This window comes from Mycobacterium sp. GA-2829 (assembly GCF_001499965.1).
Classification (GTDB): Bacteria; Actinomycetota; Actinomycetes; order Mycobacteriales; family Mycobacteriaceae; genus Mycobacterium.
Genome location: NZ_LQIT01000056.1, coordinates 163,180 through 187,310, shown reverse-complemented (window position 1 = coordinate 187,310; position 24,131 = coordinate 163,180). Strand labels below are relative to the sequence as shown.

The 24,131-nt window shown below is 69.4% G+C and carries 20 protein-coding genes and 1 tRNA gene; 17 read left to right on the top strand and 4 right to left on the bottom strand.

Annotated features, from left to right (window positions below; genetic code table 11):
- Positions 1-95: 95 nt before the first annotated feature.
- The 3 genes from AU194_RS26565 (at position 96) to AU194_RS32310 (ending at position 2,476) form a co-directional block, all read left to right on the top strand.
- A complete protein-coding gene (locus AU194_RS26565; RefSeq protein WP_059092259.1) occupies positions 96-1,973 on the top strand; it encodes a S9 family peptidase in 1,878 nt (625 codons plus the stop codon).
- 99 nt (positions 1,974-2,072) lie between these two features.
- Positions 2,073-2,282, top strand: a complete 210-nt coding sequence (locus tag AU194_RS26560) for a hypothetical protein (RefSeq protein ID WP_059092258.1) — start codon at positions 2,073-2,075, stop codon at positions 2,280-2,282.
- A 38-nt stretch (positions 2,283-2,320) separates the two neighbouring features.
- On the top strand, positions 2,321-2,476 hold the full coding sequence (locus AU194_RS32310) for a DUF6131 family protein (protein WP_011768318.1): 156 nt from the start codon (positions 2,321-2,323) through the stop codon (positions 2,474-2,476).
- Here AU194_RS32310 and AU194_RS26555 read toward each other — a convergent pair.
- The gene (locus tag AU194_RS26555) at positions 2,473-3,096 is read right to left on the bottom strand and encodes a TetR/AcrR family transcriptional regulator (protein WP_082698857.1); all 624 of its coding nucleotides are present in this window, start codon (positions 3,094-3,096) and stop codon (positions 2,473-2,475) included. The two genes, AU194_RS32310 and AU194_RS26555, sit on opposite strands and share 4 nt — an antisense overlap.
- Before the next feature lie 96 nt (positions 3,097-3,192).
- On the opposite strand from AU194_RS26555, the gene AU194_RS26550 reads away from it, so the two are divergent.
- From AU194_RS26550 to AU194_RS26515, 8 genes are all read left to right on the top strand, one after another.
- The gene (locus AU194_RS26550; RefSeq protein ID WP_059092257.1) at positions 3,193-4,743 is read left to right on the top strand and encodes a carboxyl transferase domain-containing protein; all 1,551 of its coding nucleotides are present in this window, start codon (positions 3,193-3,195) and stop codon (positions 4,741-4,743) included.
- A gap of 2 nt (positions 4,744-4,745) precedes the next feature.
- The gene (locus tag AU194_RS26545) at positions 4,746-6,734 is read left to right on the top strand and encodes an acetyl/propionyl/methylcrotonyl-CoA carboxylase subunit alpha (RefSeq protein ID WP_059092256.1); all 1,989 of its coding nucleotides are present in this window, start codon (positions 4,746-4,748) and stop codon (positions 6,732-6,734) included.
- Positions 6,731-7,891, top strand: a complete 1,161-nt coding sequence (locus AU194_RS26540) for an acyl-CoA dehydrogenase family protein (protein ID WP_059092255.1) — start codon at positions 6,731-6,733, stop codon at positions 7,889-7,891. Before AU194_RS26545 ends, AU194_RS26540 begins: the two co-directional genes overlap by 4 nt.
- 8 nt (positions 7,892-7,899) lie before the next feature.
- Positions 7,900-8,388: a MaoC family dehydratase gene (locus tag AU194_RS26535; RefSeq protein WP_157576550.1), complete on the top strand. Its 489-nt coding sequence runs from the start codon at positions 7,900-7,902 to the stop codon at positions 8,386-8,388.
- Positions 8,388-9,203 (top strand): CoA ester lyase, encoded by an 816-nt coding sequence (locus AU194_RS26530; RefSeq protein ID WP_197417748.1) that lies wholly within the window; start codon positions 8,388-8,390, stop codon positions 9,201-9,203. The genes AU194_RS26535 and AU194_RS26530 overlap by 1 nt, the downstream gene beginning before the upstream one ends.
- Before the next feature lie 74 nt (positions 9,204-9,277).
- A complete protein-coding gene (gene pdhA / locus AU194_RS26525) occupies positions 9,278-10,372 on the top strand; it encodes a pyruvate dehydrogenase (acetyl-transferring) E1 component subunit alpha (RefSeq protein WP_197417747.1) in 1,095 nt (364 codons plus the stop codon).
- A 1-nt stretch (position 10,373) separates the two neighbouring features.
- Entirely contained in the window at positions 10,374-11,426 is a 1,053-nt protein-coding gene (locus AU194_RS26520) for an alpha-ketoacid dehydrogenase subunit beta (protein WP_059092252.1), read from the top strand.
- A complete protein-coding gene (locus AU194_RS26515) occupies positions 11,423-12,574 on the top strand; it encodes a dihydrolipoamide acetyltransferase family protein (RefSeq protein ID WP_059092251.1) in 1,152 nt (383 codons plus the stop codon). The genes AU194_RS26520 and AU194_RS26515 overlap by 4 nt, the downstream gene beginning before the upstream one ends.
- A gap of 1 nt (position 12,575) precedes the next feature.
- On the opposite strand, the gene AU194_RS26510 is transcribed toward AU194_RS26515, so the two are convergent.
- Positions 12,576-13,328 carry an enoyl-CoA hydratase gene (locus tag AU194_RS26510; protein WP_059092250.1) on the bottom strand — a complete coding sequence of 251 codons (753 nt, stop codon included), beginning with the start codon at positions 13,326-13,328 and terminating at the stop codon, positions 12,576-12,578.
- Between the two features lie 55 nt (positions 13,329-13,383).
- On the bottom strand, positions 13,384-13,812 hold the full coding sequence (locus tag AU194_RS26505) for a pyridoxamine 5'-phosphate oxidase family protein (protein ID WP_059092249.1): 429 nt from the start codon (positions 13,810-13,812) through the stop codon (positions 13,384-13,386).
- Between the two features lie 157 nt (positions 13,813-13,969).
- Here AU194_RS26505 and AU194_RS26500 point away from each other — a divergent pair, with 157 nt between their 5' ends.
- Positions 13,970-14,851, top strand: a complete 882-nt coding sequence (locus AU194_RS26500) for a universal stress protein (RefSeq protein ID WP_059092248.1) — start codon at positions 13,970-13,972, stop codon at positions 14,849-14,851.
- Between the two features lie 116 nt (positions 14,852-14,967).
- A complete protein-coding gene (locus AU194_RS26495) occupies positions 14,968-16,419 on the top strand; it encodes a PE-PPE domain-containing protein (RefSeq protein WP_059092247.1) in 1,452 nt (483 codons plus the stop codon).
- Positions 16,420-16,422: 3 nt separating this feature from the next.
- Here the strand turns inward: AU194_RS26495 and AU194_RS26490 are convergent.
- Positions 16,423-16,498, bottom strand: a tRNA-Arg gene (locus AU194_RS26490).
- A gap of 127 nt (positions 16,499-16,625) precedes the next feature.
- Between AU194_RS26490 and AU194_RS26485 the strand changes: the two genes are divergently transcribed.
- The 4 genes from AU194_RS26485 to AU194_RS26470 are packed head-to-tail and all read left to right on the top strand — an operon-like array spanning position 16,626 to position 24,124.
- Complete coding sequence (locus AU194_RS26485; RefSeq protein WP_059092246.1) at positions 16,626-18,107, top strand: wax ester/triacylglycerol synthase family O-acyltransferase; 1,482 nt, start codon at positions 16,626-16,628, stop codon at positions 18,105-18,107.
- Positions 18,104-19,741, top strand: a complete 1,638-nt coding sequence (locus tag AU194_RS26480) for an HAD-IB family hydrolase/lysophospholipid acyltransferase family protein (protein WP_059092245.1) — start codon at positions 18,104-18,106, stop codon at positions 19,739-19,741. Before AU194_RS26485 ends, AU194_RS26480 begins: the two co-directional genes overlap by 4 nt.
- The gene (locus tag AU194_RS26475; RefSeq protein ID WP_059092244.1) at positions 19,738-22,083 is read left to right on the top strand and encodes a glycerol-3-phosphate 1-O-acyltransferase; all 2,346 of its coding nucleotides are present in this window, start codon (positions 19,738-19,740) and stop codon (positions 22,081-22,083) included. Before AU194_RS26480 ends, AU194_RS26475 begins: the two co-directional genes overlap by 4 nt.
- Positions 22,084-22,126: 43 nt before the next feature.
- Entirely contained in the window at positions 22,127-24,124 is a 1,998-nt protein-coding gene (locus AU194_RS26470; protein ID WP_059092243.1) for a cytochrome c oxidase assembly protein, read from the top strand.
- Positions 24,125-24,131 lie beyond the last annotated feature (7 nt).

The following is a 24,131-nucleotide window of genomic DNA, read 5'->3' as shown; positions in this document are numbered from 1 at the left end:
TTCGTCGTGGTGTCGGCCGTGCCGGTTGTTGCGGACGCGGATACCGTCATGAGGGGCCGACCGGTGCCGAAGATCAGGACGAGGAGAAGCGACGCGTGATACGCCAGGTGCGGGCGAACTACGGTGCGTCACTGTCGCCCGACGCGACGGCGTTCGCCCACCTCGTCGACGACGGCGGCTTCCCCCGGGCAGTGCAGCGGTTCCTCCAGGGATGGCGGGCGAGCTCCTCACGTGACGTCGACCTGCCGGTCGAGGGTCCGGTCACCCGCGTCATGCACTCGGCCGACGGTCACTGGCTCGCGTGCCAGGTCGCGCCCGAGGGTAGCGACCGCTTCCAGATCTGGGTGGTGACAACCGATCCCGACGACCGGGACGCCCGCCGCATCGACTCCTGGCCCACCGAACAGGCGGACGGCAGCGCGGAACTGATCGGCTGGGACGGCACGCAGGTCGCGGCGATCCTCACGGGTGAAGACGGCGTCGGCAGTTCGTGCCTGATCGACCCGGCCGACGGTACGACCACCGTGCTCGACCGCCGTACGGCAGGCCGCCTGGTCGACGCGTGGGCCGGCGCGGCGCTGGTTCGGGTGGGGCCGCGCGGCTACCGCGACCTCATCATGTTGCGGGGGCTGACCGAAACCGCGCTGCTGCCCTACGATCCGGGCTCGACCACCGACATGGGGTACATCCTCGACGACCACAGCCCGCGACGGCTGCGGTCGGGGCCGATGGGGGAGACGTTCACGCTCTACCACCCGGCCAAGGAGTACGGGGTCAACAGCACCGAGGGTTACGTCCGCGCGCTGATCCGCAGCGACAACGGCGGTACGCACGCCCGCCTCATCGAGGTGACCTCCACCGCCGAGGGCGTCTCCTACCACGTCGTCGCCGAGAAACCCGGTTTCGACCTCGACGAGTTCGTCGTCAGTGACGACCTCTCGACCGTTGCCTTGCTGTGGAATGTCAACGGCTGCAGTGAGTTACAGATCCTCGAATACGCCGACAACACGCTGTCGGACCCGATCCCGCTGCCCGGCCTCGTCGCGACCGAGCTGACCATCAGCGCCGGCGGATCCATGGTCGCGATGACGGTGGAGAGCCCGTCGCTGCCGCCGACCGTCGAACTGGTCGACCCGCGGTCGCGGGAGTGGCAGCGCGTCGACCGTGAACCGAGTGAGGGTCCGCTGACGGCCGATCCGACGCTGGAGGTGGTCGTCGCGCGTGACGGCCTGGAATTGACGGGGTGGCTGTACCGGCCGCCCGCGCCGGTCGAACCGGTCGGGGCGATGATCTTCCTGCACGGCGGGCCGGAGGGGCAGTCCCGTCCCGGTTACAACGAGTACTACCCGGCGCTGCTGGCCGCGGGGATCACCGTGTTCACGCCGAATGTGCGCGGCTCCGGCGGATTCGGCCGATCGTTCATGCACGCCGACGACAAGGAGCTGCGGTTCGCCGCGATCGACGACGTCGCCGACTGTGTGCGGTATCTGATCGACCACGAGGCGGTTCCCGCCGACCGGATCGCCGTCACCGGCTGGTCCTACGGCGGCTATCTCACGCAGGCGGCGTTGACATTCCACCCGGAACTGTTCGCCGCGGGCATCAGCATCTGCGGGATGAGCGACCTCAACACCTGGTACCGCAACACCGAACCGTGGATCGCCACGGCGGCATACCCCAAGTACGGCCACCCGGTCGGGGACCGCGATCTCCTCGAGCGGCTCTCCCCGCTGCTTCGCGCTCCCGCGCTGACGGCGCCGCTGCTGCTGGTGCACGGCGGCAACGACACCAACGTGCCGCCGAGTGAGTCGCAGCAGATGTACGACGCGCTGCGGGCGTTGGACCGCACGGTCGAACTGTTGGTGTTCGACGACGACGGTCACGAGATCGTCAAGCGGGAGAACCGCGCTGCGCTCGTCAACGCGATGCGCTCGTGGCTGCTGAACGCCTTCTCCGCCGCCCCCGTGCACTGACCGCTGCCGCCCCGTCTCCGTACCGCAGGTTTGGGCTAATTGTCCTGGGGGTAAACGGTGCTGCGCGTCACAACGGCGCGAAGAGGATGGAGGCGGTGCATGAGAGGCATACTCGGCGTAATCGTTCTCGTCTGGTTGCTGATCGGCGTGGTGGCTGCCTTTCAGCGCGACTATTTCAAGGGCGGAGAAGCCAACTGCGCCACGACAGCTCGGGTCGCGTTGACCGTTGTCGCGGGTCCGCTGAACTATGCGGGCGTCAACCCGAAGGTGGACTGCAGCGAGGTCCAGATCCCGCAACCCAGCCAGTGATCACTGGCGCCAACAGGTAAGAGGAGAAGGAGTAGGCAGTGATTATTCTCGGAATCATCTTGGTGGTGCTGGGATTCGTGCTGGGCATGAACATCCTGACGACCATCGGTGCGGTGCTGATCGTGATCGGTGCGGTCTTCTGGATTCTCGGAGCGACCGGCCGCGCCGTCGGAGGACGAAAAGTCTGGTACTAGCTCTGTAGCCGACCGGCCGAGGCCAGCGCCGCTACTGTCATCGCTCGAAGGACAGTGCGGGAGCTGGCCTCGGCCGCTTTGTTGGCAGTGGGCCGCACGCTGTGCGGCGTCGAGTTGAGCAGACCGAATGCGGCGTGGGCCATCATGCGCGCCTGTCCCTCGTCCAGCGCACCGTTGACCGTGCGCAGCACCCCCACCCAGATCTCCACGTACTGCCGCTGCGCCTTGCGCACCTGACGCCGGGCCGGGTCGGGGAGGTGCCCGAGGTCGCGGTCCTGGATCCGGATGAGGTCCGACTCGCCGAGCGCGAAGTCCAGGTGGAAGTCGATGAGTCCGTCGAGGGCGGCGGCCGGGTCGGGGTACTGGGCCAGCACCTCGCGCGCCCCGGCGAGCAGCCGGGTGCTGATCCCGACGAGCAGCTCGACCAGCAGCGCCTCCTTGTTGGGGAAGTGCCGGTAGATCGCGGGCCCGCTCACGCCGACGGCCGCGCCGATGTCCTCCAGCCTCACCGCGAGGTACCCCTTCTCGGCGACCAGGCGTTCGGCGGCCGCGATCAGCTGGCTGCGGCGGTCCGACTTCGCCTGTCTGCGACGGGTGTTCGTGACTGACGTCAGCGCCATGGACGGCCTTCGCGGTGGGGTGGTTTACAGCGGGTGTTAATCGTGATTAACATACCACGAGTTAGTCGTCATTAACTCAAATGAACGGGTTCACCGATGGCACCGCGGGCATCACATCGTGACGAGCACACAGCGCTGGTCGACCAGTTGCGCACCAAACTCGCCGCCGCCGCGCTGGGTGGGTCGGCCAAGGCCCGCGAACGCCACGTCAGCCGCGGCAAACTGCTGCCGCGCGATCGCGTCGACGGCCTCCTGGACGCGGGCAGTCCCTTCCTCGAGATCGCCCCGTTGGCCGCCGACGGCATGTACGACGACGAATGCCCCGGTGCCGGGATGATCGCCGGGATCGGGCGGATCTCCGGACGTGAAGCCATGATCGTGGCCAACGACGCAACGGTCAAAGGCGGCACCTACTACCCGGTGACGGTCAAGAAGCATCTGCGCGCCCAGGAGATCGCCGGGCAGAACCGGTTGCCGTGTGTCTATCTCGTCGACTCCGGCGGCGCGTTCCTGCCGCGCCAGGACGAGGTGTTCCCCGACCGCGACCACTTCGGCCGGATCTTCTACAACCAGGCCACCCTGAGCGCACAGGGCATCGCCCAGATCGCCGCGGTGCTCGGATCCTGTACTGCCGGTGGGGCTTACGTGCCCGCCATGAGTGACGAAGCGGTCATCGTCCGCAACCAGGGCACGATCTTCCTCGGTGGGCCTCCGCTGGTGAAGGCGGCCACCGGTGAGGTGGTCAGCGCCGAGGACCTCGGCGGAGGGGATCTGCACTCCAAGACCTCCGGTGTCACCGACCACCTCGCGCACGACGACCGCGACGCGCTGCGGATCGTGCGTCGCATCGTCGCCACGCTCGGCAAGCCGCAGCCGCCACCGTGGGACGTCGCACCCGCGGTCGACGCGGCGGCCGACCAGTCCGAGCTCTACGACGCGGTCCCCGTCGACTCGAAGGTGCCCTACGACGTCCACGAGGTGATCACCCGCATCGTCGACGGCGGCGAATTCTCCGAATTCAAGGCCGAATACGGGACCACCCTGGTCACCGGGTTCGCACGCATCCACGGTCATCCGGTCGGCATCGTCGCCAACAACGGTGTGCTGTTCGGGGAGTCGGCGCAGAAGGGTGCGCACTTCATCGAGCTGTGCGACAAGCGGGTGGTGCCACTGCTGTTCCTGCAGAACATCTCCGGGTTCATGGTGGGTCGTGACTACGAGGCCTCGGGTATCGCCAAACACGGCGCCAAGATGGTCACCGCGGTCGCATGTGCGCGGGTGCCCAAGCTGACCGTGGTCATCGGCGGCTCCTACGGTGCGGGCAACTACTCGATGTGCGGGCGCGCGTACTCGCCGCGGTTCCTGTGGATGTGGCCCAACGCGCGGATCTCGGTGATGGGCGGGGAACAGGCCGCCTCGGTGCTGGCCACGGTGCGTGGGGAGATGACCCAGGAGCAGGAACAGGAGTTCAAGGCGCCGATCCGCGAGCAGTACGAACGCCAGGGCAACCCCTACTATTCGACGGCGCGGCTGTGGGACGACGGCGTCATCGACCCCGCCGACACCCGGACCGTTGTCGGACTTGCACTTTCCATTGTCGGGCAGGCTCCCCTGGATCCTGTCTCCTACGGCGTCTTCCGGATGTGATGATGAACCTCAGTACTGTTCTGGTGGCCAACCGCGGGGAGATCGCCGTCCGGGTGATCCGGACACTGCGCGCCATGGGGATCCGCTCGGTGGCGGTGTTCAGCGACGCCGACGCCGGCGCCCGCCACGTCGCCGAGGCCGACGTCGCCGTCCGCATCGGTCCCGCCGCCGCGCGGCAGAGCTATCTCGACATCGACGCGGTGGTCGCCGAGGTCGGCCGCACCGGCGCCCAGGCCGTGCACCCCGGCTACGGATTCCTCTCGGAGAACGCCGAATTCGCCGCCGCCCTGCAGACCGCGGGCATCGTGTTCATCGGTCCGCCCGTCAAGGCGATCGAGACCATGGGCGACAAGATCGCGGCGAAGGCCGCGGTGTCGGCGTTCGGGGTGCCGGTCGTGCCCGGTGTCTCACGTCCGGGGCTGACCGACGAGGACCTGATCGCCGGAGCAGGCGACGTCGGGTTCCCGGTGCTGGTGAAACCGTCGGCCGGCGGCGGCGGCAAGGGCATGCGGGTGGTGCACGACCCCGCCGAGCTCCCCGCCGCCCTCGTCTCGGCACGCCGCGAGGCCGCCGCGGCCTTCGGCGACGACACCCTGTTCCTCGAACGATTCGTGCTCAACCCACGACACATCGAGGTCCAGGTCCTCGCCGACGGCCACGGCAACGTCGTCCACTTCGGGGAGCGCGAGTGCAGCCTGCAGCGCCGCCACCAGAAGGTCATCGAAGAGGCGCCGTCCCCGCTGCTCGACGAGGCCACCCGCGCCCGCATCGGCGCCGCGGCCTGCGACACCGCGCGTAGCGTCGACTATGCGGGCGCCGGAACAGTCGAGTTCATCGTGTCCGCCGACCGGCCCGACGAGTTCTTCTTCATGGAGATGAACACCCGACTGCAGGTGGAACATCCGGTCACCGAGCTGGTGACCGGGATCGACCTCGTCGAACAGCAGGTCCGCGTCGCCGCGGGGGAGGCACTGCCGTTCACCCAGGACGACATCACCCTGACCGGCCACGCCGTCGAGGCCCGGGTGTACGCCGAGGACCCCGGCCGCGGCTTCCTGCCCACCGGTGGCACCGTGCACGCACTGGCCGAGGCGACCGGCAACGGGGTGCGCGTCGACTCCGGGCTGAGCGCGGGCGCGGTGGTCGGCAGCGACTACGACCCGATGCTGTCCAAGGTGATCGCCCACGGGCCCGACCGTACGGCCGCCCTGCGCACGCTGGACCGCGCGCTGGCGCAGACCGCGGTGCTCGGCGTCGACACGAACATCGATTTCCTGCGGTTTCTGCTCACCGACGCCGACGTCGTCGCGGGCCGGCTCGACACCGGGCTGCTCGACCGGCGCGCACCGGACTACGAGCCCACGGCGGTGCGCGACGAGGAGCTGATCGCCGCGGCGGCCTGGTTGTGGCTGCGCGCGTGGCCCGCCCCCGGCGCCGACCTGTGGGCGGTGCCGTCGGGCTGGCGCGTCGGCGCGCACGCACCCACCACGCATCGCCTGAAATCCGGTGAGCGCACCGAGCACGTCCACCTCACCGGCACCCCGGACGCCGCCGTCGCCCGCATCGAGGACGGTGAAGACCATTCACTCACAGCGACTTTGGACGGCGACCGGCTCGTCGTCACCCTCGACGGGGTGCGCACGGAGTACCTGCACGCCGCCGAGGGACACCAGATGTGGCTCGCCGGTGGGGGGCGGACGGTGGCGATCGCCGAGGTCCGCGAGGCCCCGGTACGCCAGGACGACGCCCACAGCGGCGACGCGGAACTCACCAGCCCGATGCCCGGTTCGGTCGTGGCCGTCGGCATAGAAGATGGCGGGACAGCGACAGAAGGCACGGTCGTGGTAACGGTCGAGGCGATGAAGATGGAGCACGCACTGACCGCCCCCGTCGACGGGGTGGTCGAACTGCTCGTCGCACTCGGAGACCAGGTCAAGGTCGGCCAGCCGCTGGCACGGATCGTCGCTACCCACAAAGGAGATGAACAGTGACCGACTTCCTGAGCTCCGGCACACTGCCGGACCACTACGAACAACTCGCCAAGACCGTCCGCGACTTCGCCCGCAGCGTCGTCGCGCCGGTGGCCGCCAAACACGACGAGGAGCATTCGTTCCCGTACGAGGCCGTGCGCGGCATGGCCGACATGGGTCTGTTCGGCCTGCCCTTCCCCGAGGAGTACGGCGGCATGGGCGGCGACTACTTCGCGCTGTGCCTGGCGCTGGAGGAACTCGGCAAGGTCGACCAGAGCGTGGCCATCACGCTCGAGGCGGGGGTCTCGCTCGGTGCGATGCCGGTGTACCGCTTCGGCAACGAGGCCCAGAAGCAGGAGTGGTTGCCGCAGTTGACCAGTGGGCAGGCGCTCGCCGCGTTCGGCTTGACCGAACCGGGCGGCGGCAGCGATGCCGGGGCGACCAAGACCACCGCTCGGACGGATGGGTCGAGCTGGATCATTAATGGCAGCAAGCAGTTCATCACCAACTCCGGCACCGACATCACCAAGCTGGTGACCGTCACCGCCGTCACGGGTGAAGCCGATGGGCGCAAGGAGATCTCGTCGATCCTCGTCCCCGTGCCCACCGAGGGCTTCACCGCCGAACCGGCCTACAACAAGGTCGGCTGGAACGCCTCGGACACCCATCCGCTGAGCTTCGACGACGTCCGGGTGCCGCAGGAGAACCTGCTCGGCGAACGCGGCCGCGGCTACGCCAACTTCCTGCGCATCCTGGACGAGGGCCGCATCGCGATCGCCGCGCTGTCGGTCGGCGCCGCGCAGGGCTGCGTGGACGAGAGCATCCAGTACGCCAAGGAGCGTGAGGCGTTCGGCCGCACCATCGGCAGCAACCAGGCCATCGCGTTCAAGATCGCCCGCATGGAGGCCCGCGCCCACACCGCGCGCACGGCCTACTACGACGCGGCGGCGCTCATGCTCGCCGGTAAGCCGTTCAAGAAGGAGGCCGCGATCGCCAAGCTCGTGGCCAGCGAGGCCGCGATGGACAACGCGCGCGACGCCACGCAGATCTTCGGCGGCTACGGCTTCATGAACGAGTTCACCGTCGCGCGGCATTACCGGGACAGCAAGATTCTCGAAATCGGTGAGGGCACAACCGAAGTGCAGCTGATGCTGATCGCGCGGCAGGCGGGCCTGTAATGGGCGAGATGACGCCAAAAAGGATAGTCGTCCAGCGCGGATTGTGGTTCGAGGAGTTCGAGACCGGGGTGCTCTACCAGCACCGGCCGGGCCGCACGATCACCGAGGCCGACAACGTCCTGTTCACCACGCTGACCATGAACACCCAGGCGCTGCACCTCGACGCCGCGTTCTCGGATGCGCTGCCGCCGTTCAATCAGCGGCTGGTCAACTCGATGTTCACGCTCTCGACGCTGGTGGGGCTCTCGGTCGCGCAACTGACGCAGGGCACGATCGTCGGCAACCTCGGGTTCGGCGAGGTGGCGTTCCCCAAGCCGCTGTTCCACGGGGACACCCTGTACGCCGAGACCGAGGTGTTCGAGAAGCGCGAGTCCAAGAGCCGGCCGGGGGAGGGCATCGTGACGTTCGCCCACGTCGGCCGCAACCAGCACGGCGACATCGTGGCCACCGCGTCGCGCAAGACCATGGTGCGCAAACGGCCCGCAGAGGAGAACTGATGCTCGGCACCAACGGACCCGGCTGGCTGTTCTGCCCGGCGGATCGGCCGGAGCGGTTCGAAAAAGCGGCCGCCGCAGCCGATGTGGTGATCCTCGATCTCGAGGACGGCGTCGCGGCCAAGGACCGCGAGGCCGCCCGCAAGGCGTTGATCGACACCCCGCTCGATCCGTCGCGCACCGTGGTGCGGGTCAACCCCGTCACCACCCCCGACCACGCCGAGGACCTCGCGGCGCTGAAGCAGACCGACTACACCACCGTCATGCTCGCCAAGACCGAGAGCGCCGAGCAGGTGCGCTCACTGGCACCGCTGGACGTCGTGGCGCTCATCGAGACGCCGCTCGGCGCGCTGAGCGTCGTCGACGCCAGCCGCGTAAACAACACCGTCGCGGTGATGTGGGGCGCCGAGGACCTGCTGGCGGTGCTCGGCGGCACGGCCAGCCGACGCGCCGACAACTCCTACCGCGATTTCGCGGTCCACGTGCGGTCGCAGTCGCTGCTGGCGGCCAAGGCCTACGGCCGGATGGCGCTGGACTCGGTGTACCTCGACATCAAGGATCTCGACGGTCTGCGCGCCGAGGTCGACGACGCGGTCGCGGTCGGGTTCGACGCGAAGGTCGCGATCCACCCCACCCAGGTCGCGGTCATCCGCGACGGCTACCGCCCGACCGACGAGCTGGCCGACTGGGCCCGGCGGGTGCTGGACACGGCGCGCGATCAACGCGGCGTCTTCCAGTTCGAGGGCATAATGGTGGATGCCCCAGTGCTGAGGCGAGCAGAGCGCATCGTCGCGTTGGCGCCACACCCCGGCAGCTAACCGGCAGCCCTACACCAGGGATCCTGCTCTGACCGCCACAACGCTGAGCACCTGAAGTCGTCGGACGGCGAAACATGCCGTCGATGCGACCTGAAGGAGGCGGTATGGTCGGCGTCGATCTCGATCCGGTGCAGCTGGTGGGTGCCGACGGCATACCACGCGCACACGAACGCGACCTGCCTCCACCCGAGACTCTCTCCTGGCTGTACGAGACGATGGTCGTCACCCGCGACCTCGACACCGAGTTCGTCCACCTGCAGCGACAGGGTGAACTCGCGCTCTACGCCTCGTGCCGCGGCCAGGAAGCCGCCCAGGTCGGCGCCGCCGCCTGCCTCCGCAAGACCGACTGGCTGTTCCCGCAGTACCGCGAGATCGGTGCGTTCCTGCTGCGCGGCATCTCGCCGGCGCAGATGGCCGCCGTGTGGCGGGGCAAGTGGCACGGCGGGCTCGGCTTCACCGCGAAGTGCTGCGCGCCGATCTCGATCCCGATCGGCACGCAGGGCCTGCACGCGGTCGGCGCCGCCATGGCCGCCCAGCGCCTCGGCGAGGACTCGGTCACCGTGGTCTTCCTCGGTGACGGCGCCACCAGCGAGGGCGACGTACACGAGGCGATGAACCTCGCCGCCGTCTACCGGGTGCCGTGCGTGTTCTTCGTCCAGAACAACCAGTGGGCGATCTCGGTGCCGGTCGAACGCCAGGTGGCGGGGCCGTCGATCGCACACCGCGCGGCCGGATACGGGATGCCCGGCGTCCGCGTCGACGGTAACGACGTGCTGGCCTGCTTCGAGGTCATGTCCGACGCCGCGGCCAGGGCCCGCGGCGGTGGCGGGCCCACGCTGATCGAGGCCGTGACCTACCGGCTCGGCCCGCACACCACTTCCGACGACCCCACCCGCTACCGCGACCCCGCCGAGGTGCAGCAATGGGAGGCGCTCGATCCGATCCCGCGGTACCGCACCTATCTGCAGAGCGCCGGGGTGTGGAGCGAACGGCTCGAGGACCGGGTGGCCGCCCGGTCGAAACGGTTGCGCGCTGAACTGCGCGACGCGGTGGTCGGCGCCCCCGACTTCGACGTCGCGGAGGTCTTCGACACCGTCTACGCCGAGATCACCCCCGATCTGGCGCGGCAACGCGACCGGTTGCTCGCCGAACTGGCGAAGGAGGCCTGACATGACCCAGCTCATCGAACGGCCCGCCGGATCCGACGGCGACGGCCGCCCCTTCCTCACCGACATCGCGCCGGTCACCGAGCTGACGATGGTGGCTGCCATCAACCGCGCCCTGCACGATGCGATGGCCGCCGACGACCGTGTGCTGGTGTTCGGCGAGGACGTCGCGACGCTGGGCGGGGTCTTCCGCGTCACCGACGGGCTGTCCGAGACATTCGGCGCGCAGCGGTGTTTCGACACGCCGCTGGCCGAGTCGGCGATCATCGGCATCGCGATCGGGATGGCGCTGCGCGGTTTCGTCCCGGTCCCGGAGATCCAGTTCGACGGCTTCGCCGCACCGGCGTTCGACCAGATGGTCAGCCACCTCGCGAAGTACCGGATGCGCACCCGCGGCGACGTGGACATGCCGGTCACCGTCCGCATCCCGTCGTTCGGGGGAATCGGTGCGGTCGAACACCATTCGGAGTCGACGGAGACCTACTGGCTGCACACCGCGGGGCTCAAGGTCGTGACACCGTCGAGTCCCGCCGACGCGTACTGGCTGCTGCGGTACGCGATCGACAGCCGCGACCCCGTGATGTACCTCGAACCCAAGCGGCGGTACTGGGCCCGCGAACCCGTGGACACCGCCACGCCGGGGCTGCCGATCGGCCGTGCCGCGGTGCGGCGGACGGGCACCGACGTCACCGTGGTGACCTACGGCCCGCTGGTCGCGACCGCGTTGGCCGCGGCCGAACACGCTGCAGGGCAATCGGACTGGTCGGTCGAGGTGGTCGATCTGCGTTCGCTGAACCCGCTAGACTTCGACACCGTCGCCGCGTCGGTGGCCAAGACCGGGCGCGCCGTGGTGATGCACGAGGGCCCACGAACCCTGGGGTTCGGTGCCGAACTCGCCGCGCGGATCTCCGAGGAGTTGTTCTACGACCTGGAGGCCCCGGTGTTGCGCGCAACCGGATTCGACACCCCGTATCCACCGGCCCGCCTGGAGAAGCTGTGGCTACCGGGGGTGGACCGACTGCTCGACTGCGTGCAGCGGACGCTGGAGATGCCATGAGCGTGCAGGACTTTCTGGTGCCCGACCTCGGCGAGGGTCTGCAGGACGCGACGATCACCTCCTGGGCCGTCGAGGTCGGCGACGAGGTGGAACTGAATCAGACGCTGTGCACCGTCGAGACCAACAAGGCCGAGGTGGAGATCCCGAGCCCGTACACCGGACGCGTGGTCGAGCGCGGGGGAGAAGCGGGTCAGACGCTCGACGTGGGATCACTGCTGGTGCGGATAGCGACGTCTGCCTATTCGGCTTCCGATGCACCGCAACGAAAGTCGGTCCTGGTCGGCTACGGTGCGGACGAGTCGATGGATGTCAGCAGGCGGCCCTCGGGCCGCCCGCGGGCCAAACCGCCGGTGCGGAAACTCGCCGCCGAGATGAACGTGGATCTGGCCGCCGTGGCGCCGTCCGGTCCGGACGGGATCGTCACCCGCGAGGATGTGCGGCAGGCGGCGGGCACGGCCGCCGAGACCGTGCCCGTGCGTGGCGTCCAGGCGGAGATGGCGCGCCGGATAGCGTTGTCACGCCGCGAGATTCCCGATGCACACGCCAGTGTGAGCGTCGACGGCACCGCACTGCTGCGCCTGCGGGACCGCCCGCACGACACGGAACCGGCGGTCACGCCGTTCGTGTTGACGCTGCGGTTGCTGACGATGGCGCTGACCCGTCACCCCACGTTGAACGCGACGTGGATCGAGACCGCCGACGGCCCACAGATCCACCAGCACAACGCGATCCACCTCGGCTTCGGGGTGGCCGCACCGCGGGGGCTGCTGGTGCCGGTGATCACCGACGCACAGTCGAGGACCACCCGTGACCTCGCGGAGACGGTGGCGCGGCTGGTGGAGGAGGCGCGGTCGGGACGGATCCGGCCGGCGGAGCTGTCCGGCTCGACGTTCACCGTGTCGAACTTCGGCGCACTCGGCGTCGACGAAGGTGTCCCGGTGATCAACTATCCGGAGGCCGCGATCCTCGGGATGGGGTCGCTCAAACCGCGTGCGGTCGTCGTCGACGGCGAGGTGGTCGCCCGCCCCACGATGACGCTGACGTGCGCGTTCGACCACCGGATCGCCGACGGCGCGACCGTCGCGGCGTTCCTGGGCACACTGCGTGCGCTCGTCGAGAACCCCGAGCTCGCGCTGCTCGACCTGTGAGCTACTTCCGTTTGGCGGCGGCCAGGCGGTCGGCGAACTCCGGAGACTCGATCGATGCGGCCTGCGGACCCAGTTCGATGTCGACGGCGGTGCGGTGCGCATCGGCGTCGACGGTGCCGGGGTTGGCGGTCGCGCGCATCGAGGCCTTCGTCGCCAGCACCACGTCCCGGGGCGCGGCGGCGGGTCCGGCCGCCAGCTCGCGGGCCGCGGCGACAGGGTCGTCGGCGACCTCGAGGGCCAACCCGTACCGGACCGCGGTCTCGGCGTCGAAACGCTTGCCGAACAGCAGCGCCGCCCGTGCCACCTGCGGTCCGACCCCGCGCTGCAGCATCCACGTCGCGCCGCCACCCGGATGGATGCCGAGCTTCTGAAATCTGGGGTCGAACAACGCATTCGGGCCGGCGATGCGGACATCGGCGGCGAGCGCCAGGTTGAGTCCGGCGCCCACGGCCGCCCCGTTGACGGCTGCGATCGTGGGGAGCGTGCAGTCCGCCACCGCGAGGAATCCGTCGTAGATCTTGCGTAGACCGTCCTGAGTCGCCTGACCCAGCGCGCTGAGATCCGCGCCCGCGCAGAACGCCTTCCCCGCGCCGGTGACGATCACGGCGTGGACGTCGGGGTCCGCCTCCGCCGCGTCGACCGCCGCCCGCAGTGCAGCGGACATCTCGAAGGTGACCGCGTTGCGCCGGTCGGGGTCATTGACGGTGATCAGGGCGACGTGGTCGGCGACCTGCATCAGTACGGAATCAGCCACGGGGTCACCCTAGCCAGACTCGTCGCGGGCACCGTGGTGGCCGTCCGCTGTGCGGTCACGGTGTGTAGTGCGGAGCGCCGCGCTCCCGGAAGCGGCGCCCGGTCATCTTCCGGGGTTCGATGCGGATGAAGTGGTCGCGTCGGCCGTCCACCCACGGTTCGAGGAAGGTCCCGGACACCTCGGTCAGCTCGTCGATGTCGGTGATGGGGCGCGCCGTTCCCACGATCGTCACGCTCCAGCCCGTACGCAGATCCGCGTCGAGTTCGTCGGCCTCGAACGCGACGACGGCGTTCTGCGTCGCGGCGTCGAGTTTGGCGCCGCCGGCCACCCGGATGACGACGTCGTCGCGCTTCATCCGGAAGTTCACCGGATGTACGGCGGGCGCCCCGTCCTCGGTGAACACCAGCCGGCCCACCCGGACGCCCTCGAGCAGGTCCAAACACTGTCTGCGATTGAGGACGTCGAGTTGTTGTCCCTTGGTCATCGGTCAAACCCCCTGCGCGAGTGGACGACAGCCCGACATGAGCCGCTACGACCAGTGTCGGACAGGTAGACCCGCCGCGGAAGGGACCAAAGGCCCTACGGCACGCGGGCGACCGGGCCGACACTGAGGACAGACAGCCCGCGGAAGGGGAATCGAGATGTCCACAGCACCGCAACCCGGCATCGTCGTCGGCGTCGACGGGTCCGCCAGTTCCCATGCCGCGGTTCGCTGGTCGGCGCGCGAGGCGGTGATGCGGCGGGTGCCGCTCGTGCTCGTGCACGTGCTGGCCACCGACGTCACCGCCGCATGGGCGATGGCCGTCCCGGCGGCGCCGCTGCCCGCCGAGTACTTCGAGTCCCGTGAGCGCGACGCGCGCGCCGCCATCGCCGAGGAGGTCGCGATCGCGAAGGAGGCCGGCGCGGCCGACGTCACCACCCAACTGGTGCACGCCGCACCGGTGCCCGGCCTCGTCGACGCGGCCAAAGAGGCCGACATGGTCGTCGTCGGGAGCCGCGGACTCGGCGCGGTCAAGCGCCTGCTGCTCGGGTCGGTGAGTACCGGAGTGCTGCACCATGCCCGCTGCCCCGTGGCCGTCGTCGGCGTCGACACCGAGGTGCGTGACGCCACCGCACCCGTCGTCGTCGGCGTGGACGGTTCACGCGCGTCGCAGCGGGCGGTGGAGATCGCCTTCGAGGAGGCCTCGATGCGGGGCGTCGACCTGGTCGCCCTGCACAGCTGGAGTGACCGCAACGAATCTCTGCACCCGTACGTCGACTGGGCGGCGGTGCAGGCCGCGGCGGAGGAGACGTTGGCGGTCAGCCTCGCCGGGTGGTGCGAGCGCTATCCCGACGTGACGGTGCACCGCGAGGCGGTGTTCGACCGTCCGGTCGAGCATCTGCTCAACCGCGCCGAGACGGCGCAGCTGCTCGTGGTCGGCAGCCACGGCCGCGGCGGGTTCGCGGGCATGCTGCTCGGCTCGGTCAGCACCGCGGTGGTGCAGGCGGCGCGTTCGCCCGTGATCGTGGCACGGGGCCGCTGAGGTTAGCTGGGTAATTCCGTAGGAAAACGGTTTCCTCTTCGCTGTCCCTCTATTGTCATGGTGCACACTGCTGCGAGGGGGAGAGTTCGATGCGCACGAGACGGAGATCGTTGGGTATGGCCGTCGCGGTTCCGGCCGCGGCGTTGGGTCTGGCGATCGGGTCGATCGGTCCGCTGCCGACTTTGCCCACACCCACCGAGCTGCTGGCGCAGGGACTGTATCTGCGCGGAACGAAGATCGGTGGCTATACGGATTTCGACGAGCCGTTCGTCCAGTTCGCCAACGGCGTCCTCGACCGCACGTACAACGCCGACAATCCGGACGACACGGTGACGCTCGAGGTCGACGTCGACCAGATCGAGTACAACGGCGGCTTCCGCCCGATCTCCCACGGCGGGTTCGACGACCTCACGTACGGGCAGTCGGTGGAGCAGGGCGTGGGCCGGCTGAGCACGCGCGTCGCGTCGGAGCGCGCCGCGGGTGAGACCGATCCGGTCCTGGTCTACGGCTACTCCCAGGGCGCCGTCGTGGCCGGCCAGTACAAGGCGCGCACCACCGACGGTGACATCGTCTACGTCCTGCTGTCGAACCCGGGCCGACCGAACGGCGGCATCCTGGCCCGGTTCCAGGGCTTCACGATCCCGATCCTCGACATCCCGCTGTCGGGGCCGACGCCCACGACCAGCGAGGGCTGGCAGCCGGGTGACGCGCTCACCACCTACGACCTCGTCCGGCAGTACGACGGCTGGGCCGACTTCCCGAAGTATCCGCTCAACCTGCTGGCGACCATCAACGCGCTGCTGGGTATCGCCTACCTGCACGGCACCTACGAGCTCGACATCGACCCCGAAGAGGCGCTCGCCGACGAGGCGGAGACCGACACCCACGTCTACCGCGACACCGTCTACTACACGATGGGCACCGATCTGCTGCCGCTGCTGCGGCCGCTCGAGCAGATCGGGATCCCCCGGCCGCTGCTGCTGGCACTCGACGCGCCGCTGCGGGTCATCGTCGAACAGGGATACGACCGCGGATCGAACTTCGGCAGCCCGTCCCCGGCGGGCCTCATCCGGCTGTCCAACCCGGTCGACGATCTGGTCAACCTGCTGACGGCGGTCGCGGTCGGCGTCGACGACGGGCTGCAGGCCGGTGGGTTCGGTCGTCCGCTCAACACCAAGCCGGCGGGGATGTACGGCGTCGGCGGTCCCGCGGTCACACCGCCGGGCGACGTGGACACCGACGGCGACGACGACGACGAGGCGCAGTCGGTCACCGCAGAAGACGACCAGGCCGACGACGAGGACGTCGCGTCGGTCGCACGGCAGTCGAGGAAGTCCGTCACGCCGACGCCGACCACCGATGCCGGGGATCCGGACGGCGACGACGTGCTCGAGACGACGCCCGCTGACGACCCGGATCTCGAGGGCGGCGAGGAGGACGACGGCGAGGAGCCGGCGGACGACAGCGACACCCAGAAGGAAGACGCCGATACCGAAGACACCGAGAAGGAAGACACCGATACCGGCGACACCGATGCCGACGACCCCGCACCGGCCGCGTCGGCGTGACACTGGCGCCCCCGGCAGGGATCGAACCTGCGACCAACCGCTTAGAAGGCGGCTGCTCTATCCGCTGAGCTACGGAGGCAGCGTCGGTGAGTGTATATCCCCGGCACCCCGGGCACCCCGGCCCGACAGGATGCAAAGGCCACCCCGGCTCCGTCGCCGGAGACTAGCGTGGTGGCAGCGATCACCGTCGACGGGAGGACACAGGGGTGGCAACAAGCGACGTGCCCGAATTGGATGCCGCGGGGTTGCCGGAGGAACTGAGCCCGTTCGACCAGATCCTGCACCGCGGTGAGGCCAACCCGCGCACCCGTTCGGGCATCCTGACGATCGAGATCCTCGACACCACCCCGGATTGGGACCGGTTACGGACCCGTTTCGAACACGCCTCCCGCAAGGTGCTGCGGCTGCGGCAGAAGGTCGTGACGCCGACGCTGCCGACCGCCGCGCCGCGCTGGGTCGTCGACCCCGACTTCAACCTCGACTTCCACGTCCGCCGGGTCCGTATCCCCGAGCCCGGCAGCATGCGCCAGTTGATCGACCTCGCCGAGATCGCCCTGCAGTCACCGTTGGACATCTCCCGTCCACTGTGGACCGCGACGCTGGTCGAGGGGCTCGAGGGCGGACGCGCCGCGACCATGCTGCACTTCAGCCACGCCGTCACCGACGGTGTCGGCGGGGTCGAGATGTTCGCGAGCGTCTACGACCTCGAACGCGATCCGCCGCCGAGCGACGTTCCACCGCTGCCGATTCCGCAGGACCTCTCGCCGAACGACCTGATGCGCCAAGGCCTCAACCGGCTGCCGTTCTCGATCCTCGGCGGTGTCCGCGGCGCGCTGGGCAACGCCGCCAGCGCGGCCGCGAAGGTCGTGCGCGATCCGGTCTCCTCGGTCGGCGGCGTCGTCGACTACGCCCGCTCCGGCGCCCGTGTGGTCGGGTCGGTCGCCGAACCGTCGCCGCTGCTGCGTCGGCGCAGCCTGTCGACCCGCAGCGAAGCGATCTACATGTCGCTCGGCGATCTGCACAAGGCCGCCAAGGCCGTGGGCGGCTCCATCAACGACGCCTACCTGGCCGGTCTGTGCGGGGCGCTGCGGCGCTACCACGAAGCCTTCGGGCTACCCGTCGCGACGCTGCCGATGGCCGTCCCGGTCAGCCTGCGCTCCGACGCCGATCCCGCGGGCGGCAACCGGTTCGTCGGCGTCAACCTGGCCGCGCCGATCGGCGTCGAGGACCCCCGCGAGCGCATCGCGAAGGTGCGCGCGCAGATGACGCGCAAACGCGAGGAGCGCGCGCTCGACATGATCGGCGCCATCGCCCCCGTCGCGAGCCTGCTGCCCGATTCGGTGCTCGAGGTGATGGCCGGCTCGGTGGTCAATTCCGACGTCCAGGCCAGCAACGTGCCCGTCTACGCGGGCGACACCTACATCGCGGGCGCGAAGATCTTGCGCCAGTACGGAATCGGGCCGCTGCCCGGGGTCGCGATGATGGTGGTCCTGGTGTCGCGGTCCGGTTACTGCACCGTCACCGCCCGCTACGACCGCGCGTCGATCACCGACCCCGATTTGTTCGCCGAATGCCTCCTCGCCGGGTTCGACGAGGTCCTCGCCGTCGGTGGCCCCGGCCGGTCCAGTCCGGCGACCTTCAGCCGCGAAGCCGATACCTCCTCACCGAATGGGAGTGCGCCACAATGAGTCCCGACGACGGTCAGTACACCGAGCGACGCGCCATGCGGCTGCCGGGTTCGGTCGCGGAGATCCTCGCCGCACCGTCGGGGCCGCAGGTGGGCGCGTTCTTCGATCTCGACGGCACCCTGGTGGCCGGCTTCACCGGCGTCATCATGACCCGAGACCGGTTGCGCCGCAGGCAGATGAGCGTCGGTGAATTCATCGGCATGGTGCAGGCCGGGCTCAACCACCAGCTCGGCCGCTCGGAGTTCGAGGACCTCATCGGCAAGGGTGCGCGCATGCTGCGCGGCAGCTCGCTCAGCGACATCGACGAACTCTCCGAACGCCTGTTCCTCCAACACGTGCGCGACCGCATCTACCCCGAGATGCGTGAACTGGTGCGTGCGCACCAGGCCCGCGGCCACACCGTCGTGCTGAGCTCGTCGGCGCTGACGGTGCAGGTCGAACCGGTCGCACGGTTCCTCGGCATCGACAACGTGCTGAGCAACAAATTCGAGACCGACGAGGACGGCTGCCTCACCGGCGAAGTGGTCCGTCCGATCCTGTGGGGTCCGGGTAAGGCCCATGCGGTGCAGGCGTTCGCGACGCGCAACAACGTCGACCTTTCCAAGAGCTACTTCTACGCCGACGGGGACGAGGACGTCGCGCTGATGTACCTCGTCGGCAATCCGCGACCCACCAACCCTGCGGGCAAGCTCGCCGCCGTCGCCGCCAAACGCGGTTGGCCGGTGCTGCGGTTCACCAGCCGCAGCGGCAGTAATCCGTTGTCGCAGTTGCGGACTGTGGCCGCCATCGGGTCGGTGGTGCCGGTCGCCGCCAGTGCGGTCGGTCTCGGCCTGCTCACCCAGAACCGGCGCACCGGGGTCAACTTCTTCACCTCGACGTGGAGCCGGCTGCTGCTGGCCACCGCGGGCATCAACCTCAACGTGCTCGGCCGGGAGAACCTGACCGCCGAGCGGCCCGCGGTGTTCATCTTCAACCACCGCAACCAGGCCGACCCGCTCATCGCGGGCAGGCTGGTCGAGACCGACTTCACCACGGTCGCCAAGAAGGAACTCGAGAACGATCCGCTGATCGGCACCATCGGCAAGGTGCTCGACGCCGCGTTCGTCGACCGGGACGACTCCAAGGCCGCCGTCGAGAGCCTGCGCAAGGTCGAAGAGCTCACCAGCAAGGGGATCTCGATCCTCATCGCCCCCGAGGGCACCCGTCTCGACACCACCGAGGTGGGGGAGTTCAAGAAGGGTCCGTTCCGCATCGCTATGTCGGCCGGGATCCCGATCGTGCCCATCGTCATCCGCAACGCCGAGGTCGTCGCCGCCCGCGACTCGAGCACGTTCAACCCGGGCACCGTCGACGTCGCGGTGTACCCGCCCATCAGCACCGACGACTGGACACTGGAGGATCTGCCGCACCGCATCGCCGAAGTCCGGCAGATCTACCTCGACACGCTCAAGGCGTGGCCGCAGGGCAGGTTGCCGGTACCCGCCCTGTACAAGCGCTCGCCCGGTGAGACGGCGGAGCCGCGCAAGGTCGCCGAGAAGCCGGCGAAGAAGAAGCCTGCCAAAAAGGCACCCGCCAAGAAGCGTGCTGAAAAAGTACTGCCGCAAACACAAGACGGGGGGAAAGGCCGACAGTGAAGCTGCCCGACGACTACTACGCCAGCTTCACCACCACCGACGACGCGTTGGTGCTCGCCGCGGCGTCCTCGCCCGCCGAGGTGGAGTTGCTCGACGAGTGGCTGGCCTCCCAGCGCCGCGACAACCCCGACGTCAACGTCGCGGTGCTGCAACTGCCCGTCGACGGTGAGCCGTCGGCGAGCGTGCTGGCCCAACTGGTCGAGGAACTCGAAGCTGACGAGGACCGCACGGTGGTGCCCGTGCGCGTGTTCTGGGTGCCCGCGGGCCTGCCGACCCGGTCCAAGGTCGTCGCGCTCATCTCCGGCCGCGACACCTACCGCCCACCCGAGGTGCTGCAGCGGCGCATCCTCAAACGCGACCCGACCAGGGCGCGGGTGATCGCCGGTGAACCGGCCAAGGTCTCCGAACTGCGCCAGCAGTGGAACGAGAACACCGTCGCCGAGAATCCGCGCGACTTCGCCCATTTCGTCCACCGCCGCGCCGTGCTGTCCATCGAACGCGTCGAGTACCGGCTGCTCGGACCGGAGTACAAGTCACCTCGGCTCGTGAAGCCGGAGATCCTGTCCTCCAGCAGGTTCCGCGCGGGTCTGGAGAAGATCCCCGGCGCGACGGTCGACCAGGCCGGCGCGATGCTCGACGAGTTGGCCACCGGATGGAGCCGGGTGTCGGTCGACCTGATCCCGAACCTCAGCCGGCTCATCGTCAAACGCGGTTTCGACCCCAACATCGACTACGACCAGACCGAGATCGCCCGGCTCCGCCGCGATCTGGAGAACCACCCCGCGGTGCTGCTGTTCTCCCACCGCTCCTATCTCGACGGCGGCGTCGTCCCCGTCGCGATGCAGGAGAACCGGCTGCCCCCGGTGCACATGTTCGCGGGTATCAACCTGTCGTTCGGGTTCATGGGACCGCTGCTGCGGCGTTCGGGTGTGATCTTCATCCGCCGCAACGTCGCAGGCGACCCGGTCTACAAGTACGTGCTCAAGGAGTACGTCGGCTACGTCGTCGAGAAGCGGTTCAACCTCAGCTGGTCGATCGAGGGCACCCGGTCTCGTACCGGAAAGATGTTGCCGCCCAAGCTCGGTCTGCTCGCCTACGTCGCCGACGCGTACCTCGCAGGCCGCAGTGACGACATCCTGCTGCAGCCGGTGTCGATCAGTTTCGACCAGCTGCACGAGATCTCGGAGTACGCCGACTACGCCCGTGGCGGCGAGAAGACCCCCGAGGGCGTCAGCTGGCTGTACAACTACATCAAGGCCCAGGGGGAGCGTAGCTACGGCAAGATCTACGTGCGCTTCCCCGAAGCGGTGTCCATGCGCCAGTACCTGGGCGAGCCGGGCGGTCCCATGACCACCGACGAGGACGCCAAACGCCTGGCGATGCAGAAGATGGCGTTCGAGGTGGCCTGGCGCATCCTGCAGGCGACCCCGATCAACGCGACCGCGCTGGTGTCCGGGCTGCTGCTCACCACCCGCGGCGTCGCGCTCACCCTGGCCCAACTGCACCACACCCTGCAGGACGGGCTGGACTATCTGATGCGCAAGGACATCCCGCTGACCAACAGTGCGCTTCGGCTGCGCACCCCCGAGGGGGTGCAGGCCGCGGTCGACGCGCTGTCCAACGGTCACCCCGTCACGAAGGTCGACAGCGGGCGCCAACCCGTCTGGTACATCGCCGCCGAAGACGAACACGAGGCCGCGTTCTACCGCAACACCCTCATCCACGCGTATCTCGAGACGTCGATCGTGGAGCTGGCGCTGGCCCACGCCGCCCGCACGGACGGCGATCCGCTCGAGGCGTTCTGGACGCAGGCGGCGCGGCTGCGCGACCTGCTGAAGTTCGACTTCTACTTCGCCGACTCGGCGGCGTTCCGCGACCACATCGCCGAGGAGATGTCGTGGCACGCGGACTGGGAGTCCCATGTCGCTGCGGGCGGTGAGCAGATCCTGACGCTGCTGCGCGCGAAGCGGCCGCTGATGGCAGGGGCGATGCTGCGGCCGTTCTTCGAGGCGTACGAGATCCTGGCCAGTGCCCTGCGCGATGCGCCCGCCGACATCGAGGAGAAGGACCTCATCCAGCGCGCGATGGGTCTGGGCCGCCAATACGTGGCGCAGGACCGGGTGCGCAGCAACGAGTCGGTGTCGGCGCTGCTGTTCGCGACGGCCCGGCAGGTGGCCGCCGACCAGCAGCTGCTCGAACCCGGTCCCGACCTCGAGGCACGGCGCCGGGCGTTCTGCGAGGAACTCGGCGACATCCTCGCCGACATGGGCCAGGTCGATCGGTTCGCCCGGGAACAGTTCCTGGAACGCGAGGCGGCGCGCAGGCGTACGACGGCCGGGTGAACCGGCCACCGGGGTGACGGCGAACACGCCATACCCTGGGAACATGAGCACGGTCGAGGCGAAGGCACGCACCAGTGCGGTATGGCCCGTACTGGTGGGCGTCGCCGCGCTGGCCGGCCTGACCGCCGCCGCCATCGGAGCGCTGTCGCTCGCCGACGCGCTGACCGCCACCGGGCTGCCGAACCCCGGCCCCGTCACCACCTACGGGCTGCCGTTCGTGCGCGCGGCGGGCGAGATCGCCGCGGTGACCGCCGTCGGCGCCTTCCTGTTCGCCGCGTTCCTCGTGCCGCCGCAACCCAACGGCGTGCTCGATGTCTCCGGCTACCGCGCGCTGCGGCTGGGGACGGCGGCGTCGGCGGTGTGGACGGTGTGTGCGGTCCTGCTCGTCCCGCTGACCGTCTCCGACGTCTCCGGCCAACCGCTGCGCGATCACCTCAACCCGATGGAGATCTGGTCGGTCGCCGGCCTGGTCGACGTCGCGGGGGCGTGGCGGTGGACGGCGCTGCTGGCCGCGGTCGTCACGCTCGCCGCGCTGCCGGTGCTGCGCTGGGCGTGGACGCCGGTGCTGTTCGCCGGCTCGCTGCTCACCCTGATGCCGCTCGGGCTGACCGGGCACTCCTCGTCGGGCGGTGCGCACGATCTGGCCACCAACAGCCTGCTCATCCACCTCGTCGCGGGGGCGCTGTGGGCGGGCGGCCTGCTCATGCTGCTGGTGCATGCGCTGCGCGGCGGCGCGCACGGCGACGTCGCAGCCCGCCGGTTCTCGGCGGTCGCGCTGTGGTGTTTCGTCGCGATGGCGCTCAGCGGGGTGATCAACGCGCTGGTGCGGATGTCGCCCGCCGACCTGTTCCGCACCGAATACGGCGCGCTGGTGGCGGCCAAGGCGGTGGCGCTGACGCTGCTCGGCGTGCTGGGCTACCTGCAGCGCCGCAAGGGGGTGGCGGGCCTGCAGGCCGACCCGGGTGCGCGCGGACCGCTGGTGCGGCTGGCGCTGCTCGAGGCGCTGCTGTTCGGCGTGACGTTCGGGATCGCGGTCGGCCTCGGGCGCACCCCACCACCGCCGCCGGCCAGCCAACCCAGCCCGGTGGAGGTCGAGATCGGCTACGACCTGGCCGGTCCGCCGACGGTGTCCCGCATCCTGTTCGACTGGCGGTTCGACCTGATCCTCGGCACCGCGGCCATCGTGCTGGCGCTGGTGTACCTCGCGGGTCTGTGGCGGTTGCGCCGCCGCGGCGACGCCTGGCCGGTCGGTCGCACGGCCGCATGGCTGCTGGGTTGCGCGACACTGCTGATCACCACGTCCTCGGGGCTCGGCCGGTACATGCCCGCGATGTTCAGCGTGCACATGGTCGCGCACATGCTGCTGTCGATGCTGGTGCCGATCCTGCTGGTGCTCGGCGCGCCGGTGACGATGGCGCTGCGCGCGCTGCCGCCCGCCGGTAAAGGCCGGCCGCCGGGCCCGCGCGAGTGGCTGCTGGCGGCCCTGCACTCGCGGGTGTCGCGGTTCCTCACCCACCCGGTCATCGCGCTCGCGCTGTTCGTCGCCGGCTTCTACGGGTTGTACTTCGGCGGCATCTTCGAGGCGGCGGCGGACAACCACGCCGCGCACGTGGCCATGAACGTCCACTTCCTGCTCAGCGGCTACCTCTTCTACTGGGTGGTGATCGGTGTCGACCCGACCCCGCGGCGCATCCCGCAGCTCGGCAAGCTCGCGATCGTGTTCGCCTCGCTGCCGCTGCACGCGTTCTTCGGCGTGGTGCTGATGGGCATGAACTCGGTGCTGGCCGAGGGCTTCTACCGGTCGCTGCACCTGGACTGGCACACCGATCTGCTCGCCGACCAGAAACTCGGCGGCAGCATCGCGTGGGCGGCGGGGGAGATCCCGCTGGTGCTGGTGCTGCTCGCGCTGCTCATCCAGTGGCGCCGCAGCGACGACCGCGACGCCAAACGTCTCGACCGCGCCGCCGAACGCGACCACGACGCCGACCTGGCCGCCTACAACGCGATGCTGGCCGAACTGTCCCGGCGCGACGGCTCCTGACCGGCGT